18 protein-coding genes are annotated in these 18,325 nt (G+C 57.0%); 11 read left to right on the forward strand and 7 right to left on the reverse strand.

What is annotated here, in order from left to right; translation table 11 throughout:
• Positions 1-85: 85 nt before the first annotated feature.
• From AACS24_RS17445 to AACS24_RS17455, 3 genes are all read right to left on the reverse strand, one after another.
• Positions 86-322 (reverse strand): DUF2789 family protein, encoded by a 237-nt coding sequence (locus AACS24_RS17445; protein ID WP_033113718.1) that lies wholly within the window; start codon positions 320-322, stop codon positions 86-88.
• Positions 323-663: 341 nt separating this feature from the next.
• Positions 664-963 carry a DUF3301 domain-containing protein gene (locus tag AACS24_RS17450; RefSeq protein WP_041208068.1) on the reverse strand — a complete coding sequence of 100 codons (300 nt, stop codon included), beginning with the start codon at positions 961-963 and terminating at the stop codon, positions 664-666.
• 110 nt (positions 964-1,073) lie between these two features.
• Positions 1,074-2,114, reverse strand: coding sequence for a DUF3549 family protein (locus AACS24_RS17455; protein WP_108570423.1), 1,041 nt, complete (start codon positions 2,112-2,114; stop codon positions 1,074-1,076).
• A 259-nt stretch (positions 2,115-2,373) separates the two neighbouring features.
• Between AACS24_RS17455 and AACS24_RS17460 the strand changes: the two genes are divergently transcribed.
• The 6 genes from AACS24_RS17460 to ptsG all read left to right on the forward strand — a co-directional run bounded on the left by AACS24_RS17460 (position 2,374) and on the right by ptsG (position 8,767).
• On the forward strand, positions 2,374-2,709 hold the full coding sequence (locus AACS24_RS17460; RefSeq protein ID WP_033113715.1) for a YqcC family protein: 336 nt from the start codon (positions 2,374-2,376) through the stop codon (positions 2,707-2,709).
• Positions 2,706-3,479: a tRNA pseudouridine(65) synthase TruC gene (gene truC, locus AACS24_RS17465; protein ID WP_108570425.1), complete on the forward strand. Its 774-nt coding sequence runs from the start codon at positions 2,706-2,708 to the stop codon at positions 3,477-3,479. Before AACS24_RS17460 ends, truC begins: the two co-directional genes overlap by 4 nt.
• A 77-nt stretch (positions 3,480-3,556) precedes the next feature.
• Entirely contained in the window at positions 3,557-3,991 is a 435-nt protein-coding gene (locus AACS24_RS17470; protein ID WP_108570426.1) for a flavodoxin, read from the forward strand.
• A 526-nt stretch (positions 3,992-4,517) separates the two neighbouring features.
• On the forward strand, positions 4,518-5,837 hold the full coding sequence (locus AACS24_RS17475; RefSeq protein ID WP_108570427.1) for a maltoporin: 1,320 nt from the start codon (positions 4,518-4,520) through the stop codon (positions 5,835-5,837).
• A 77-nt stretch (positions 5,838-5,914) separates the two neighbouring features.
• Entirely contained in the window at positions 5,915-6,916 is a 1,002-nt protein-coding gene (locus tag AACS24_RS17480; RefSeq protein WP_258222861.1) for a MalM family protein, read from the forward strand.
• Between the two features lie 420 nt (positions 6,917-7,336).
• The gene (gene ptsG / locus AACS24_RS17485) at positions 7,337-8,767 is read left to right on the forward strand and encodes a PTS glucose transporter subunit IIBC (protein WP_033116101.1); all 1,431 of its coding nucleotides are present in this window, start codon (positions 7,337-7,339) and stop codon (positions 8,765-8,767) included.
• Positions 8,768-8,927: 160 nt separating this feature from the next.
• On the opposite strand, the gene AACS24_RS17490 is transcribed toward ptsG, so the two are convergent.
• From AACS24_RS17490 to map, 4 genes are all read right to left on the reverse strand, one after another.
• Positions 8,928-9,311, reverse strand: coding sequence for a DUF3461 family protein (locus AACS24_RS17490; protein ID WP_033116100.1), 384 nt, complete (start codon positions 9,309-9,311; stop codon positions 8,928-8,930).
• Between the two features lie 130 nt (positions 9,312-9,441).
• On the reverse strand, positions 9,442-10,269 hold the full coding sequence (gene dapD, locus AACS24_RS17495; RefSeq protein WP_108570428.1) for a 2,3,4,5-tetrahydropyridine-2,6-dicarboxylate N-succinyltransferase: 828 nt from the start codon (positions 10,267-10,269) through the stop codon (positions 9,442-9,444).
• A 173-nt stretch (positions 10,270-10,442) separates the two neighbouring features.
• A complete protein-coding gene (gene glnD / locus AACS24_RS17500; protein ID WP_108570429.1) occupies positions 10,443-13,079 on the reverse strand; it encodes a bifunctional uridylyltransferase/uridylyl-removing protein GlnD in 2,637 nt (878 codons plus the stop codon).
• A gap of 86 nt (positions 13,080-13,165) precedes the next feature.
• Positions 13,166-13,954: a type I methionyl aminopeptidase gene (gene map / locus AACS24_RS17505; protein WP_108570430.1), complete on the reverse strand. Its 789-nt coding sequence runs from the start codon at positions 13,952-13,954 to the stop codon at positions 13,166-13,168.
• Between the two features lie 369 nt (positions 13,955-14,323).
• Here map and rpsB point away from each other — a divergent pair, with 369 nt between their 5' ends.
• From rpsB to uppS, 5 genes are all read left to right on the forward strand, one after another.
• Positions 14,324-15,052 carry a 30S ribosomal protein S2 gene (rpsB, locus tag AACS24_RS17510; RefSeq protein WP_005303470.1) on the forward strand — a complete coding sequence of 243 codons (729 nt, stop codon included), beginning with the start codon at positions 14,324-14,326 and terminating at the stop codon, positions 15,050-15,052.
• A 104-nt stretch (positions 15,053-15,156) separates the two neighbouring features.
• The gene (tsf, locus tag AACS24_RS17515) at positions 15,157-16,038 is read left to right on the forward strand and encodes a translation elongation factor Ts (protein WP_033116096.1); all 882 of its coding nucleotides are present in this window, start codon (positions 15,157-15,159) and stop codon (positions 16,036-16,038) included.
• 71 nt (positions 16,039-16,109) lie between these two features.
• The gene (gene pyrH, locus AACS24_RS17520) at positions 16,110-16,844 is read left to right on the forward strand and encodes a UMP kinase (RefSeq protein ID WP_041208077.1); all 735 of its coding nucleotides are present in this window, start codon (positions 16,110-16,112) and stop codon (positions 16,842-16,844) included.
• 48 nt (positions 16,845-16,892) lie between these two features.
• Positions 16,893-17,450: a ribosome recycling factor gene (frr, locus tag AACS24_RS17525; RefSeq protein ID WP_108570431.1), complete on the forward strand. Its 558-nt coding sequence runs from the start codon at positions 16,893-16,895 to the stop codon at positions 17,448-17,450.
• Positions 17,451-17,522: 72 nt separating this feature from the next.
• Entirely contained in the window at positions 17,523-18,299 is a 777-nt protein-coding gene (gene uppS, locus AACS24_RS17530) for a polyprenyl diphosphate synthase (RefSeq protein ID WP_108570432.1), read from the forward strand.
• The last annotated feature ends 26 nt before the right edge of the window (positions 18,300-18,325 follow it).

Consider the following 18,325-nt stretch of genomic DNA (forward strand, 5'->3'; position numbering starts at 1 on the left):
CTGCTGAATGGGTGGATGAGGGGGCCAAAGTGGCTGGTCGGGGCGGGATCTTAACCAAAGCCCGCAGGGGATAAAAGGGGAGGGCTCAGCGGGGCTGGCGCAGCATCAGGTCGAGCTGGTCGATCGCCTCGCACCAGTCGGAGTCGTGCCACAGGGCATCGCGCAGAAAGCTGGCCTGGGCTGCGCTCCAGAACTGCGCTTCCGGCAGCAGGGTCTCGTTGTCGAGATGATGCTCGTGGACGAATCGATAGAGGCTCAACTCGTCGTTGGCCATGCCGAGCTGGGCGAACAGGGCGGGTAAATCGTGGTGCAGGGGGGCCATCTCGTCTCTCCCTTGGCTAATCCCTGAGATTATAGACAGGCGGATTTTTTCCCCCGCTGCGGGTCGGGGTTTGATCCTGATGGCGGAGGGGGCATTGCGCCGCTTATGACGAGGGCTGGAGAGAGGAGAGATGGCCCGGCTTGATCGCTATAAACAAAATTTATGGGTTTTAGGAAAATGACCCAATTCCAGCTTATAGCGAGGGAAGCGCATAGCTGACGGCATCCAGCATGCCGTTTGTGCTCACCAGAAGGGTTCGTCCGATCTGTGCCATATGGCTTGCCGGCCCCGACCCGGGTGGGGAGGGGGATAAGCAGGCCGGGTGATGGAGCAAGGGGATGTTAAACCGTGGGAATGCGATGGGGCGGCAGCTCGACGCCGATAACGTGCAGGCCCTGCATCTTGAGGGTGCCCTGATAGTGGCTCTCGCCATCGCTGGAGAACTCGAACTGGTAGTGGGTGAGCAGCCTGAGCGGTTTGCCGGCCACTTCACGGCGGCTGCGGGCCAGCGACAGCAGTTGCAGGTCGTGGTGCTGGCAGTAGCGGCGCATATATTGCCACGCCAGTTCGGCCTGACGGCGTTGCAGCCAGAAGGCGCCGGCTATCGCCATCAGCGCCAGAATTCCGAGCATCTCTCCCATAGGCAGCTTCCTTGTTGTCGGATGATTGTCAGAGCTGGCTGTCAGCCAGATAGCGGGAGCCTGTGGCCAGGCTCCCTTGTTTCCCAAACCGTGGCCAATGGGCCTGCAGATCAGGCAGTGGCAAACAGGCGGCCAATCGCCTTGCCCAGCTCCTCGCTGCGTTCCGGGTCACGCAGTCTGGCCAGCATATCATTGCGCAGGGCCGGTAAAGTGACGAGCTCGGCAAAAACCTGATTGAAGAACCGGGTCGGTTGCAGGGCGAGCTGTTCCAGATAGTCGCCGAGCAGTCTGGCATCCTTCAGATCGGGCCAGAGCCGGCCTGCGATAGCGAGCAGCAGTGCCGGGCCCGGCTGGGTTTGCAGCAGGGTCAGCAGCTTGTTGGTACGCAGCGCGCTGCCGGGGCAGGAGGCCATGGCGCGGCAGAGGTAGGCCAGGGTCTCCGGGTTGGGCGTGGCACACTCCTGCTCCTTGCCGATCCGCTCGAGCAGGGCGCCTTGCACTGCTGGCGGCAAGGGGGCGCTCTCCAGACTCTGGCAGAGGGCGTAGAGCGGCTCTTGCGGCAGCTTGGGCAGCGCCTTGCAAACCAGCGCCAGATTGCGCTCATCATGCAGCCGCTCCGCCAGATCGGCAAAACCCTGCAGCCCCAGCGTCTGCCAGCCGGTGTCGTTGGGGGCTGCCAGATAGTGGCAGAGCGCTTCGTAATAGGCAGACGGGGCCTGCTCCAGCTGGCGCGCCAGCTTGGCGTGCAGGCTGGCCATCTTGGCCTCGGCCGGGCGGAAGGTGTAGGGGTTGTCAGCCAGTCGCTTGGCTTTCTCTTCGTCGAGCTCGCCGGTCAGCTTGTAGCCCAGCGTCTCTACCACCTGATCCATGAAGTGCTTGGGGCCGCTCGAGATGAGCAGGCCGCGCTCGTCGAGAGCAAACTTGAGGAACCAGAGGTAGTGACGCGATTCGCTCGGCTGGAAGAAGTGGACGCCGAGCCAGGCGTGTTGCTGCAGCGGCCAGGGGTAGGGCTCTTGCTGCTGTTCGATGCGCACAAAGGTGTCGCTTGCCAGCGGCCGCACCTGGCGGCCCATGTCAAACAGCTGGAACTGAGTGCCAGCCTGGGTCAGAAAGTCGGTCAGAGTATTGATGGCGGTCGGCGTCGCAGACATGGAGAGCTCCGGCTTGAATATGATGCGGGCCGATTATAAGGCCATGGCCACGGATAGCCAGCGTTGGCTCCGGCTCTGATGGCGAGCCTGAGGCGGGATCTCTGCATGGCAGCGGCTCGGGAGGAGGTGTATAGTATCGCCCTTTTTTACGGGCGGTTGGCTGCGAAGGCTGCCGCTCTGGTTGGCGTCTTGTTGTTGCCTTGCTCGGCAAGCGCGCCGCCATCCCGGATCAACCTGTGGTGATGAGGAAGTACACGATATGAATCAATATTTGCTGGTCGCCGGCTTGCTGGGGGAACTCACGGCCGAGCTGCAGCGCCTCGAGCGCTGGCAGGCGGAGCATCCGGGCGAGGAGGCACTGGCCAGTACCCTGCCTTTTTGTGTCGATACCCTGAGCTTTGACCAGTGGTTGCAGTTCGTGCTGATCCCGCGCATGGAGCAGCTGGTGGTGATGCAGGCGCCGTTGCCGAGCAGCGTCTCCCTCTATCCCATGGCCAGCGAAGTCTATAAAGAGGAGCTGGCCGAGGTGGAGGCCCTGCTGCGGCTGATCGCCCGCTTCGACCTGCTGCTCTCCGGCAAAGTGGTCGAGCAATGATGGACGAGCAGAGCAAAGAAGAGAAAGCGCTGCAGCTCACCCTGCTCTATCAGGATGAGTGGCTGGTGGCGGTCAACAAGCCCTCCGGCCTGTTGGTGCATCGCAGCTGGCTCGACAAGGCCGAGACCCGCTTTGCCATGCAGATGACTCGGGATCTGATCGGTGGTCGCCATGTCTATCCGGTTCATCGTCTCGACCGGCCCACCTCTGGGGTGCTGCTGTTCGCCCTCGATCCGGCGGTTGCCCGTACCCTGACCGAGGCGTTTGCCAACCGTCAGGTGCACAAGGAGTATCTGGCGCTGGTACGCGGCTGGGCGCCCGAGCAGGGGGTGATCGACTACCCCCTCAAAGAGCAGCTGGACAAGATTGCCGACGCCATGAGCAATCCGGATCGGCCGGCGCAGGAGGCGGTCACCAGCTTCCGCCGGCTGCATCGGGTCGAGCTGCCCCATGCGGTCTCCAAGAAACACCCCACCAGTCGCTACAGTCTGGTCAGATTGTTCCCGAAAACCGGCCGCAAGCATCAGCTGCGCCGTCATATGGATCATCTGTTCCACCCGATTGTGGGCGACACCACCCACGGCGATGGCCGTCATAACCGCTTCTTCCGCGAACACTATGGCTGCGAGCGCCTGCTGCTGGTGGCCCGCACCCTGAGCTTTACCCACCCGATCCTCAAGGTGCCGATGCGGATCCAGGCGCCGCTTGGTCAGGATGTGCTGCGCCTGTTTGCCGAGCTGGGCTGGCCTGCCAGCGAGAGCGACTACTGATTTTCATCAGGTTGCATCTGGCGCCATCTTGCCGATAAAGTGGCTCATCATCCGACTGAAATGGCAGGGAGCAGGTGATGGCACAGATCGATATCGTGGTGGGGAGCGTCTATGGCGCGGCCATGCTGGTGGCCGAGACGCTGGCTGATGAGCTGACACGGCAAGGGCACAAGACAGCGCTTTATGAAGAGGCACGGCTGGAGGATATCGACCCCGGCCGTTTTTTATTGTTGGTCAGCGCCACTACGGGGCAGGGGGACATTCCCCCCAATCTGCAGCCCTTTGCTACCGATCTGGCTGAGCGAGCCCCCTGGCTCAAGGGGTTGCGGTACGCTCTGGTCGCCATGGGGGACAGCAGCTACGACCATTTTTGCGGCGCCGGCCGTCGGCTGGATAGCCAGTTGCAGGAGCTGGGGGCAGCAGCGGTTGTCCCTCGCCTTGAGCTGGATGCGACCCTGCACGATGAGCCGGAGCGGGTCGCTCTGGCTTGGCTAAAAAGCTGGCATATATAGCCGCAAAATTACGCTGTAATTTGCTTCATATAAGTCCCCTGTCCGGTTCGGCAGGGGATTATTATTTGTACGCTATTCTCCCCATGCTCATCAAATATCCGCACTGACAGTGACGACATATTTCTCACTGACACCGTTTTCTTGTTTGTGTCGTTCTAAAAGGCAGCAAGACATATCAGGAAAATAAAAGTTCAATTATGAAAGCGATTTCAGTCATGTTTTTGCCAATGAGTGATCAAATATTCACTTTCATCTCGTTGCGAATTAATTGATGAGAGCGGTTTCAGATTGATCTTGATCGCTTCCTTTTTGATTTTGTTGGTGAGTTGTTGTCTATTTTTTGGGTTTTTAGCTGAATTGGTGTGAGGCGATCGTTTGCCGAGCGATTTGTCGCCATTTTGTGAGTCGGTTCATATTTGTCGCGATATGTGCTCCCTATAATCGACCTCGGTTATCACCAGCAGGATTGCCCGGTGATAAATATTCAGGATCACACTCCTCACAGCGGGAAATAAGGAATATGACAATGAAAATGAAGTGGCTCCCGATTGCTGCAGCTGTTACTGCCGCCCTGGCTTCCCAAGCCGCCTTTGCCGTAGATTTCCACGGTTACTTCCGTTCCGGTGTCGGTGTTTCCGATAACGGCGACATGCAGACTATGAGCAAGAACCGTGTTGGTCGTCTTGGTAACGAAGCTGAAACTTATTCTGAAGTTCAGTTGGGCCAAGAGGTTTACAACAAGAACAACCAGACCTTCTACGTAGACTCCATGTTTGCCATGGTTGCAGGTAAACAAGGCCGTGACTGGGAAAGTACCGGCGGTGATAATGCAGACTTCGCCCTGCGTCAGTTCAACGTTCAAGCCAAAAATATGTTTGGCGGTAACGAGACCCTCTGGGCCGGTAAGCGCTACTACCAGCGTCATGATATCCATATCTCCGATACCTACTACTGGGATGTATCCGGTGCTGGTGCTGGTGTAGAAAACATCGAAGTGGGTCCTGGCAAACTGTCTGTGGCTGTGGTTCGCAATGATCCATGGGATGCTATCTATAAGGGTGATACAGAGGCCAACACTCAGTATCGTCTCGATGCAAATGGCAACTATGTGCTGGATGATAAAGGCAACAAGATCAAAATTGATGATCGTGTAGACACCAATACCTTCGATATCCGTTACGCTGGCATCCCGCTTTGGACTGATGGTTCTCTGGAAGTTGGCTACGACTATGCCAAGGCCAATTTGACTGATGAGCAAAAGCGTCAGAATCCGGATTACAAAGATGGCCATATGTTCACTGCTGAACTGACCCAATCCATGCTGGGTGGTTTCAACAAAACTGTGGCCCAATATTTCCTTGATGGTCTTGCTAAGCAAGGTGTTGATTATGGTTCTGGTTCAGGCAGTGGTTTGAGCCAAGCTGCCGCCAGTGGTGACGGCTTCCGCCTGATCAACTGGGGTGTGCTGCCGGTAGGTGATAAGGTCGAGTTTGGCCACCAAATCCTTTATGCACAAGCCAATGGCCTTGACAAAGATACTACCGACATGGATACCTTCTCCGCAGTTGTACGTCCGATGTACAAGTGGAACGATGTGATGAAGACCATCGCAGAAGTCGGCTACTTCAAGGACAACAAAGAAGTTAATGGTGTGAAAACCAGCTCTGACGGTTCCAAATATACTTTGGCTCAGGCTTGGTCTGCTGGTTCCAGCTTCTGGGCTCGTCCGGAAATCCGCGTGTTTGCTTCTTATATGCAGCAAGATGGTAACTTCCGCGAAAACAGTAACGGAGTTAAGCAGGACAATGCTTGGAACTTCGGTGTACAAGCCGAAGCTTGGTGGTAATCTCACCATCACCTGATATCAAGTCGCCCCCGCTTGTCGGGGGCTCTTTTTTTCAAGATGGCGTGTAGGGTATGCAGATGAAATATAGCAAGGTAGCGTTGACGATTTTGTGTTCCACTCTGATGACGGCGTGTGCGTCTCTTGAGGCTACAGTTGCTCCCACCCAGGAGTACAAGAGTATCCTCGATAGCCGTGCCAGCGCTCTGCAGCAACTCGGCACAGTCACTGTATGTTGCTCTAGTATCAGCGAGTTGCGGTATCAGCCATTGGCCGCTGAGCAGAAAAAAGTGATTGCCATTGATGGCAGTTCTCCGGCGTTCAACTTCCCGGAAGGCAAGAGTTATTATGCAGCGTTCAAGCTGCCGACCAATTCCGGCGATCTCAAAATTACGGTTGCAGGTCTGATCGACAAGACCCTGTTCAACCCCACTGTATTGATGCTGGACTCCCAGTTCAAACCGACTCGTACTATTGGTTCCGACATCATTACCTATAAGCCGGCCAGAATGCTGGATGGTGATCGGGTAGAAGGGGTCTTTACCATTGACCGTTCCTATGTGGGTAACCCGAACAACGAAACCTACATGGTGATTTACACCACTCAGGCTACTTTGAGCCAAACCACCCAAGCGATGAGCCCCTCCAAGATGATGGCCAAGTCATTGAGTGTTCAGGATTATGGCGCCAAAGATCCGCTGATCCCTCACTCTGCCTGGGGTGTGGTTAGCATTGATGTGGAAGACATGAGCTCCACCAAGCTCGGCGATAACTTCTACAAACCGGTTTACCAGGAAGCGATCGATGCCAACACACCGATCGTCGATCCGGCCCCGAACAAGCTGGTTGTTCCTGCAGCAACGGCAACCACAGCGGCTGTTGCAACAAGAGCCACAGCCCCTGCCAAACCGGTTCCGGCCATGCTGAGTGAAACCGAAGCCTTCTATCAATCCCAGATCGAGAAGGCGGTGAAAGCGGGCGATATCGACAAGGCGATGCAACTGGTCAATGAAGCCGAACGTGCCGGGTCGACCAAAGCGAAACAGGTATTTGTCGATGCGGTGAAGCGCTCGCAAAAATAAGCTCAAGCAAATTTGAGTGAGCACTATATTTATTAAGGCCTCCCTTGTTGGAGGCCTTTTTAATCGGTAGACTGTAATAATAGAGAATTGGCTTGTTACATTGAGTTACATGTTGTTTCGGTGTGCATTATTTGGAATGATAAAAATACAAAGCGAAACTGTAGTTTATATTTAAGTGTAATAGAGTGATTGTGCCGAGCTGCATTCACCAAATATATGTAATTCCGCCTCCAGAACAAGTTGTGATCTCTCCTCCAAAATCAATATTCCACTCCCATCGAAAGCAGAAATTTACGACCCGCTGGGTTATATTCTGATGGTCAAAATAAGCAAACCCCATTCGATAATATTTCGATGAAGAGTCGTTGGTTCATCCTAATAAATCGTTCAGGGACGACAATCCATTCAGGAGCGCACACAATGTTGAAAAATGCTTTCGCTAATCTGCAAAAGGTTGGTAAGGCGCTGATGCTGCCAGTATCAGTCCTGCCAGTTGCAGGTATTCTGTTGGGGGTGGGTGCTGCCCACTTCAGCTGGATGCCGGAAATTGTTTCCCAGTTGATGGAACAGGCCGGTGGTTCCGTATTTGGCCAGATGGCCCTGCTGTTCGCAGTGGGTGTAGCCCTTGGCTTTACCAATAACGACGGTGTATCCGGTCTGTCTGCCATCGTTGGCTACGGCATCATGGTCGCCACTCTGAAGGTAATGGCACCTGTGATGGGTGTTGAAACCATCGAGACCGGTGTGCTGGGTGGTATCCTGGCCGGTGGTATCGCTGCCTGGGCCTTCAACCGCTTCTACAAAATCCAGCTGCCCGAGTATCTGGGTTTCTTCGCCGGCAAGCGTGCCGTACCCATCATCACCGGTTTCCTCTCTATCGGTCTGGGTGTCATCCTCTCCGTAATTTGGCCGCCTGTAGGTGGCGCTATCGGTGCCTTCTCTGACTGGGCTGCCAACCAGAACCCGGTACTGGCCTTCGGTATCTACGGTGTGGTTGAGCGTTCTCTGATCCCGTTCGGTCTGCACCACATCTGGAACGTACCGTTCTTCTATCAGGCTGGTACCTGCGTCAACGGTGCCGGTGAAACTGTTCACGGTATCATGACCTGCTTCCTGACCGCTGATGACGCGTCCCGCGCTGCCGGTAACGGCTTCGGTCAGCTGGCTGGTGGCTACCTGTTCAAAATGTTCGGTCTGCCTGCTGCTGCGTTTGCCATCGCTCACGCTGCCAAGCCGGAAAACCGCGCCAAGGTAGTGGGCATCATGGCCTCTGCAGCCCTGACCTCTTTCCTGACCGGTATTACCGAGCCGATCGAGTTCTCCTTCCTGTTCGTTGCTCCGGTACTGTACGCCATCCACGCTGTACTGGCTGGTCTGGCTTACGTGTTGACCAACACTCTGGGTATCGTTCACGGTCACACCTTCTCCAACGGTTTCATCGACTTCGTTGTTCAGTCCCCGCGTGCCAGCCACATGATGCTGCTGGTTGGTCTGGGTCTGGTATACGCTGCCATCTACTACGTGGTGTTCAGCTTCGTTATCCGTGCCATGAACCTGAAAACTCCGGGTCGTGAAGACGAGAGCACCGAGTCCACTGTTGGCCAAGGTAAAGACGAAATGTCTGCCGCTCTGGTTGCTGCCTTCGGTGGTAAAGAGAACATCGCTTCTCTGGATGCCTGCATCACCCGTCTGCGTGTTGGCGTGAAAGATGTAGCCAAGGTTGACCAGGCTGGTCTGAAGAAACTGGGTGCTGCCGGTGTGGTAGTGGCTGGTTCCGGCGTACAAGCCATCTTCGGTACCAAGTCCGACAACCTGAAAACCGACATGGATATCTGGATGAAGAGCAACTAATTCAGTTGCCTGACATCAGGTTCCGGAAGAGGGAGGCGCAAGCCTCCCTCTTCTTTTTGTATTCAGTTTGGGCGCAGGTAATGAGTCCATCGTGAAGCTTGCTGGTACGCGGCAATAAAAAGAGCGCCACATCGGGCGCTCTTTAAGCAATGGGGGAGGGTTAGAGTTTCTCCAGATCCCGCTCGATTTCGCTGATCTTGTTCTGCACCACTTTTTCCAGATGGCGCAGGTCGCGGAGGATCTTCTGTTTGATATCGGGGTCGGCATGAACATGAACGCCCTGGGTCAGGCTGTCGAGTTCGTCCACCACGTATTTCAGGTTGGCGTTGATCTCGGTGACATCCTTGTACTCATGGGTGCCCGAGTCGACCAGCATGGTTTTGCGCTGGCGCGGGTATTTGAATTTGACACTCTTGGCGAAGAACTCGCCCTTCTGCTTCTTGAAGTAGATCTTGAGGATGTCGTGGTTGGCCTCCTGGCGCAGGGTGTAGCTGTCGACGGAGGCGGGATCCTGGATCCCCAGGCTCTTGAGATTCTCGTACATCAGGCTTCCTCGGTTTGAAACGATCCTGTCCCATCTATCTTAACCGAAGCCTCATGGCTTGCCTGTGACAGCGGCGCCAAAATCAAAAGGGCGCCATCAGGCGCCCTTTAAATCATGGCAGCAAAACTGCTTACTCGTCGATGGAGCGCAGCAGAGCGTTGATGCCGACTTTGGCACGGGTCTTGGCATCGACCTTCTTGACGATCACCGCTGCGTAGAGGCTGTATTTGCCGCACTTGGAGGGCAGGGAGCCGGAGACGACTACGGAGCCAGCCGGTACGCGGCCGTAGTGGATTTCGCCAGTTTCGCGGTCATAGATGCGGGTGGATTGGCCGATGAAGACGCCCATGGAAATGACGGAACCTTCCTCGACGATCACCCCTTCAACCACTTCGGAGCGGGCACCGATAAAGCAGTTGTCTTCGATGATGGTCGGGTTGGCCTGCAGCGGCTCCAGTACGCCACCGATGCCGACACCGCCGGAGAGGTGCACGTTTTTGCCGATCTGGGCGCAGGAACCGACGGTAGCCCAGGTGTCGACCATGGTGCCTTCGTCAACGAAGGCGCCGATGTTGACGTAAGAGGGCATCAGCACAGTGTTGGGTGCAATAAAGGAGCCTTTGCGGGCGGTCGCCGGCGGCACCACGCGTACACCGGCAGCCTTGAACTGCTCTTCGGTGTAGTTGGAGAACTTGAGGGGAACCTTGTCGTAGTACTGGGCGTCGTCACCCTTGATGATGCCGTTGTCGTTGATACGGAACGAGAGCAGTACCGCCTTCTTCAGCCACTGATGAACAACCCACTCACCGGCGATCTTCTCGGCAACCCGGGCCTTGCCGGAGTCCAGCAGCTCAATGACTTGCAGGATGGCGGATTTGGTAGCGCTGTCCACAGTGCTCGGGGTAATGGTGTCGCGGCGCTCGAAGGCCGCTTCAATGATCTGTTGCAACTCGGTCATGACAGGTTTCCTTTAAAAAATTCTGTTTGTTGTATCACACTTTTCCGACTGTTTTTAAGTGGCTGACCGGAATTCTTCCGACCAGCGACCATTTCTTTCATATTTCCCATCCAACCATTTGTTTGGTATGGGAAAACGGAGGTGAAAACAGCCTCTTTCGAATCAGATTGCACTCACTCCATGACAAATTGCTGCGGATTGAGCTGATGCACCAGCCGCTCTTCCAACTGCAGTTGCTGCTCCGCCGTCAATGGCTCGCCATCAAGGCTGGTCAGACTGAAAAAGTCCTCGACCCGTTCGCCGAAGGTGGCGATCTTGGCGGCGTGCAGCGACAGGCCACACTGCTGGAATACTGCACCGATCCGCGCCAGCAGGCCGGGAGTATCGAGGGCGGTCAGCTCCATCAAAGTGTGGCGGCTCTCCCCTTTATGGGGCAGGAAGACCACCCGGGTCGGCACGCTGAACTGGCGGTGGCGCCGCGACAGCGGCTTGTTGCGCAGCACCAGCTTGCCTGGCTCCTGCAGCGCCTTCTCCAGCGCCTTCTTGATGGTGGCGGTGCGGTTGGGGCTGATGGGCTCGCCGTTCGGTTCCAACACCACGAAGGTATCGAGCACGAAGTTGCTGCGCGAGTTCATGATCTGGGCGTCGTGGATGTTGAGGTTCTTCTGATCCAGCGCCGAGGCGACGGTGGCAAACAGGTTCGGCGTGTCGCGGCAGTAGATGAACACCTCGCTGCCACCGCGGGTCGGGTGTTTGCCGATCAGCACCAGCGGCGCCGGGTTGTCGCCATGCTCGATGATATGGCGGCAGTGCCAGGCGATCTGTTCCGGGCTGTGGCGCAGGAAGTAATCGGCCTTGAAGTCGCCCCAGAGCTGGTTGATGGCCTCTTCCGGCACGTCGCGCTGCGCCAGCAGCTGTTTGGCCTGACGCTGGTTCTCGCGAATGCGCAGTCGCATGTCGGGCGGGTTCTCCAGCCCCTGGCGCAGCGCCTTCTGGGTAGCGAAGTAGAGCTCGCGCAGCAGGGTGCCCTTCCAGTCGTTCCACAGTGTGTCGTTGGTGGCGCAGATATCGGCCACGGTGAGGCAGTAGAGCAGGTCGAGATGCTGCTCGTCGCGCACCTTCTGGGCAAAGTCGGTGACCACGTCGGGGTCATAGATATCGCGGCGCTGGGCGGTGACCGACATCAGCAGATGGTGGCGCACCAGCCAGGCGACCAGCCGGCTCTCGTAGCGATCGAGGCCGTGCAGCTGGCAGAATTCCAGCGCATCGACGGCGCCAAGTTCCGAATGATCGCCACGTCGCCCCTTGGCGATATCGTGGAACAGGGCGGCGATGCTGAGCAGTTCCGGTTTGCGTAGCCGGGTGAACACCTCGTGGCAGAGCGGGTGACTCTGGCGGTTGGCCGGGTTGGGAAAGCCGTGAATGTTCTTGAGCAGCCGATGAGTGTGCTCATCGACCGTGTAGGCGTGGAACATGTCGAACTGCATCTGGCCGACGATGAGGTTCCACTGGGGCAGATAGGCCGCCAGAATGCCGTATTTGTGCATCAGGCTCATCGGCAGGCCGATGCCGTTGGGGTGGCGCAGCAGCGCCATGAACAGGCGGCGGCACTCCGGCAGATCCTGCAGCCAGCAGTTGAGCTTGCGCCGCGCTTCGCGCAGCTGGCGCAGGGTGGCGGAGTGGATACCTGCAATCTCGGGATGTTGGGCCATCTGGTAGAAGAGGCGCAGGATGGCGGCTGGCTCGCGGGCGAACAGTTCGGCGTCTACCGCATCAATGAGGCGGCCACGGAGCTGGAACTCGTCGGAGAGGCGGCGCACATCCATGGCGCTGTTGCCAAGGATCGCCTCGTCAAATAGCTGCAGCAGCATCTCGTTGAGCTCGGCGACCCGCCGCACCGTTTGGTAGAAGCGCTTCATCATCTGCTCGATCGGCGTGTTGCCTTCCCCCTCGAAGCCCAGCATCTGGGCCACGGTACGCTGGCGATCGAACAGCAGGCGGTTGTCGCCCTTGTTGATGGCCATGTGCAGGGCAAAGCGCACCTTCCAGAGGAAATTTTGGCAGTCGAGCAGCTCGCGGTACTCGGCCCGGTTGAGGAAGCCGTGACTGGTCATCTCGAACAGGGTGGTGGCGCCGAAGTGGCGACGGGCGACCCAGGCGAGGGTCTGAATGTCGCGCAGGCCGCCCGGATTGCACTTGAGATCCGGCTCCAGCTTGTAGGCGGTACCGAGAAACTGCTGGTGCCGCTCCGCCTGCTCCTGGCGCTTGGCGCGAAAGAAGGCTTCGCTCGGCCAGAAGTGCTGGGGACCGGTCGCCTCCTTGAGTTGCCGGAAACCCTCCTTGCGACCGGTGATGTAGCGCGCCTCGATGAGGTTGGTGGCCACCGTGATGTCGGCTTTGCCCTGCTCGATGCACTCCGCCACGTTGCGCACCGCCTGACCCACCTCCAGCTTGAGATCCCACAAAAGGGTGATGAACTCGCCGATGCGCAGCCCCAGCACTTCGTCCAGCTCGTCGCCGTCATAGAGGATCAGCAGGTCGATATCGGAGTGGGGGTGCAGCTCGCCTCGGCCATAACCCCCCACCGCGATCAGGGTGAGGTCGCTCTTGTCGAAGCCAAACTTCTGCCAGAGGCGGCAGAGCAGTTGATCCATATATTCGGAGCGGGTGGCAACCAGCTCGATGATGTTGTCACCGGCATCGAAGCGGGCGTGCAGCCAGCCGAGAAAGCGGCTCAGGTACTCTTTGCAGTTGTCGCGGGTGAGCTGGTCGTCGGGTAACAGGTGGGGGGAAAGCAGGCTGGCGTCCATGGCATCTCACACACAAGTGGCAGGCATATGGCTGAAACGGGCAGTAAAAACCCCGGCGCTTTTCGCTAAAGGGCCGGGGTTCGATGTTAGCTGTGTTTGATGAAGCGGTCGATAGTGTCGTCGGGACGCAGGGTCAGCACTTCGCAGCCATCCTCGGTCACCAGCAGGGTGTGTTCCCACTGGGCTGAGTCGCCGCCATCCTTGGTGGTGACGGTCCAGCCATCCTTCGGATTGACCTTGCAGTGGTACTTCTTGCTGTTGACCATGGGCTCGATGGTGAAGCACATGCCCGCTTTCAGCTCCAGCTTACCGCCGTTGCGGTAGTGGAGGATCTGCGGCTCTTCGTGGAACTCGGCACCGATGCCGTGGCCACAGTAGTCGCGTACCACGGAGAAGCCTGCCTTCTCGACGATGGGCTGGATAACAGCGCCAATTTCGGTGATGCAGGCACCCGGGCGCACCTTCTTGATAGCGGCGTAGAGGCTCTCTTGCGCAACCTTGCAGAGCTGACGACGCAGCGGGGTGGTCTCGCCCACGATGAACATGGCGGAGGTGTCGCCGTGGTAGCCATCCTTGATGACGGTGATATCGAGGTTGATGATGTCGCCATCACGCAGCTTCTTGTGGTTCGGGATGCCGTGGCAGATCACATCGTTCACCGAGGTACAGATGGATTTGGGGAAGCCATGGTAGTTGAGCGGAGCCGGGATGGCCTGCTGCACATCAACGATGTAGTTGTGGCAAAGGGTGTTCAGTTCGTCAGTGGTGACGCCTGCTTTGACATGGGGCGCAATCATGACCAGCACATCGGCGGCCAATTGGCCGGCAACGCGCATCTTTTCAATCTCTTCCGGTGTCTTGATTTTAATGGACATGGGATCTCTCTTGCGGCCTGCCACCGGGCCTGCGAGGGCAGGCTGGACAGGTAATGAAAAATAGATGCGTTTGCAATCAGGCCAAAATTTTATCCGCAACCCCTTCGTACTTCCAGTGTGATTGTCATCACAACGTCAAATGGCAGTCGCAACCTCCGTTGACGGGATCCATATTTAGCAGTCGTTTAGCCTCGCTCCGGTGGTGTCGTGGCCAAAGTTATGATATAAAGCGCGCCGGAATGGGGAACTTGCGTCCCGATTTCATCACCCTTACTTAAACAACACACACACATCGACACATATGCCGGGGTGCCTTAACGGGTCGGTTATATGGGATGTGTGGAGGCCTAACCCCAATAGAGGTATAAAATGGCTAAAGTTTCTATGCGCGACATGCTGCAAGCCGGCGTTCACTTCGGTCACCAGACTCGTTACTGGAACCCGAAAATGAAATCCTACATCTTCGGTGCTCGCAGCAAAGTTCACATCATCAACCTGGAAAAAACCGTTCCGATGTTTGACGATGCCATGAACTTCATCAGCTCCGTAGCTGCCAAGAAAGGCAAGGTACTGTTCGTAGGTACCAAGCGTGCCGCGTCTGAAGCCGTAAAAGAAGCCGCTGAGCGTTGCGACCAGTTCTATGTTAACCACCGCTGGCTGGGCGGCATGCTGACCAACTGGAAAACCGTTCGTCAGTCCATCAAGCGCCTGAAAGATCTGGAAACCCAGAGCCAAGACGGTACCTTCGACAAGCTGACCAAGAAAGAGGCGCTGATGCGTACTCGCGAAATGGAAAAGCTGGAGAAGAGCCTGGGTGGTATCAAGAACATGGGCGGCCTGCCTGACGTTCTGTTCGTTGTCGATGCCGACCACGAGCACATCGCTATCAAAGAAGCCAACAACCTGGGTATCCCGGTAGTTTCCATCGTTGATACCAACTCCAACCCGGACGGCGTTGATTACGTCATCCCGGGTAACGACGACGCTATCCGTGCTGTTCAGCTGTACCTGAATGCTGCTGCTGACACCGTACTGGAAGCTCGCGCTCAGGACATCGTTGTTCAAGCTGAACAAGATGGCTTCGTTGAAGCTGAGTAATTGATAAGGACTGCAAAGCCCTTATTAACCAAGCTGATGTAATTGGTTAGCAGGGGCCCTTGTGGCCCCTGTTTCTTGTCAATTCAAGACCGAGGATACTGGACATGGCAAACATTTCTGCCGCCCTGGTAAAAGAACTGCGCGAGCGCACCGCCGCTGGCATGATGGATTGCAAAAAAGCACTGGAAGAGGCCAACGGCGATATCGAGCTGGCCATCGAGAACATGCGTAAATCCGGTCAGGCCAAAGCCGCCAAGAAAGCTGGCCGTATCGCCGCTGAAGGTGTGATCTTCGCCCGTACCGAAGGCAACGTTGCCGTCATGATCGAGCTGAACTGCGAGACTGACTTCGTTTCCAAGGATGCTGGTTTCCTGGCCATGGGTCAGAAGATCGTCGAGATCGCTGCTACCCAGAAAATTGCTGACGTTGACGCGCTGAAAGCCGCTGACTTCGGCAACGGTGAGTCTGTAGAGCTGACCATCACCAACCTGATCGCCAAGATCGGTGAGAACATGAACCTGCGTCGCGTGATGCTGGTTGAAGGTGACAACCTGGGTACCTACGTTCACGGTTCCCGCATCGGTGTTATCACCAAGCTGACTGGCGGTACCGACGAGCTGGCCAAAGATCTGGCCATGCACGTAGCTGCCAACAGCCCGCAGTTCGTCAAGCCGGAAGATGTTTCCGCTGACGTCGTTGCCAAAGAGCGCGAAATCCAGATCGACATCGCCATCAACTCCGGCAAGCCGAAAGAGATCGCCGAGAAGATGGTTGAAGGCCGCATGAAGAAGTTCACCGGTGAGGTTTCCCTGACTGGTCAGCCGTTCGTGAAAGATCCTTCCATGACCGTTGCCGAGCTGCTGAAGAAAGAAGGCGCTGACGTTGTCTCCTTCACCCGTTTCGAAGTGGGCGAAGGCATCGAGAAGCAAGAGACCGATTTCGCTGCTGAAGTTGCAGCTCAAATCGCGGCCGCTCAGAAGGCCTAATCGAACCGGTTTTTCCGTTTCCCCAGACCGCGACTTATGTCGCGGTCTTTATATGACCAGGAATCAGTGACATGAGTACCAATCCCAAACCTGCATACAGACGTGTTCTTCTGAAGTTGAGTGGTGAAGCCCTGCAAGGCGCCGAGGGTTTCGGCATTGATCCGGCGGTGCTGGATCGGATGGCCCAAGAGATCAAGGAGCTGGTTGAGTTGGGTGTTCAGGTCGGTCTGGTCATCGGTGGCGGCAACCTGTTCCGTGGTGCCGGTCTTGCCAAAGCGGGCATGAACCGCGTGGTGGGCGACCACATGGGTATGCTGGCAACCGTGATGAACGGTCTGGCCATGCGTGATGCCCTGCATCGTGCTTATGTGAATGCCCGTCTGATGTCTGCCATCTCCCTGCAGGGGATCTGTGACTCCTACGTCTGGGCCGAAGCCATCAGCCAGCTGCGTGCAGGCAAAGTGGTGATCTTCTCTGCCGGTACTGGCAACCCCTTCTTTACTACCGATTCTGCGGCCTGTCTGCGCGGGATCGAAATCGAAGCCGACGTGGTGCTGAAAGCCACCAAGGTCGATGGTGTATACAACGAGGATCCGGTCAAGAATCCGGATGCCGTGCTGTACCATGAATTGAGTTATGATGAAGTTCTTGAAAAAGAGCTCAAGGTGATGGATCTTGCTGCCTTTACTCTGGCACGTGACCATGATCTGCCGATCCGCGTGTTCAACATGAACAAACCGGGTGCCCTGCGCCGGGTTATCATGGGTGAGCCGGAAGGTACCCTGATCCATCACGTCAGCAAATAAGATAGATGCGAGCCGCGCGGCGGCTCGTTCGCCAAAAGGAAAACCGCTGTGATCAACGAGATTAAAAACGACGCCAAGGAGCGCATGGGCAAGAGTGTCGAGTCACTCAAGACCCAGATGTCCAAGATCCGTACCGGCCGTGCTCACCCGAGCCTGCTCGACGGTATCCAGGTTGAGTACTACGGTGCGGCCACTCCGCTGAAGCAGCTGGCCAACGTGGTAGCCGAAGACTCTCGCACCCTCTCCATCTCCGTGTTTGACCGCTCCATGATCCAGGCGGTAGAGAAAGCGATCCTGACTTCCGATCTGGGCCTGAACCCCTCCAGCAACGGCCAGAGCCTGCGTGTGCCGCTGCCGCCGCTGACCGAAGAGCGTCGCCGCGACCTGACCAAGGTTGTTCGTGGTGAAGCGGAAAACGCCCGTGTCGCCGTGCGCAACATCCGTCGCGATGCCAACGCCGATCTGAAAGCGTTGCTGAAGGACAAAGAGATCTCCGAAGACGACGACCGTCGCGCTCAGGAAGAGATCCAGAAACTGACCGACTCCTTCATCAAGATGGTCGATGAGGCCCTTGCTGCAAAGGAGAAGGAGCTAATGGAAATCTAAGCGCCTGAAAGGTATATTACGAGCGCCGTGTAGTGCCCCTGCACGGCGCTTTTGTCTTTGTGGGAGAAAACCATGTCGCTTTTGGCTGCGTTGGGTGATTGCGCCAACACCTCTTTGCCCCGTCACGTCGCCATCATCATGGATGGTAACGGCCGCTGGGCCCAGAACCGTGGCAAGATGCGGGTCTATGGGCACAAGGCTGGCGTCAAGTCGGTGCGTGAGGCGGTGACTTTTGCCGCCCGGGCCAAGATCGAAGCATTGACCCTGTTCGCCTTCTCCAGCGAGAACTGGCGTCGCCCGGAAGGGGAGGTCAGTGCCTTGATGGAGCTCTTCATTACCGTGCTGGGCCGTGAGGTGAGCAAGCTTCACAGCAACGGCATCCGGCTCAAGGTGATCGGCGATACCGCCCGCTTCAGCGAGCGGCTGCAGGCCAAGATCGCCAAGGCGGAAGCACTGACCGCCAACAACAAGGGTTTGACCCTGAACATTGCGGCCAACTATGGCGGCCAGTGGGATATCGCCCAGGCGGCCCGCAAGCTGGCCACTGCCGTTGCGGCCGGTGAATTGTCGGCCGACCAGATTGATGAGTCCATGCTTGGCCGCGAGGTGTGCATGGCCGATCTGCCCCCGGTGGATCTTCTGATCCGTACCGGTGGTGACCATCGCATCAGCAATTTTGTTTTATGGCAGCTCGCCTATGCCGAGCTCTACTTTACCCCGGTGTTGTGGCCCGATTTCAACGAGGCCGAGTTCAGTGAGGCCGTTGCCTCCTTTGTTGCCCGCGAACGCCGCTTCGGTTGCACGGGTGAACAGATCCGGGAATTGATCGCCGAGCAGCAGATCGGCTAAACCCCGCTCCCAAGAGAGAGGTTTCT

The sequence above is a fragment of the Aeromonas sp. HMWF016 genome, from assembly GCF_963878195.1.
GTDB lineage: Bacteria > Pseudomonadota > Gammaproteobacteria > Enterobacterales > Aeromonadaceae > Aeromonas > Aeromonas lacus.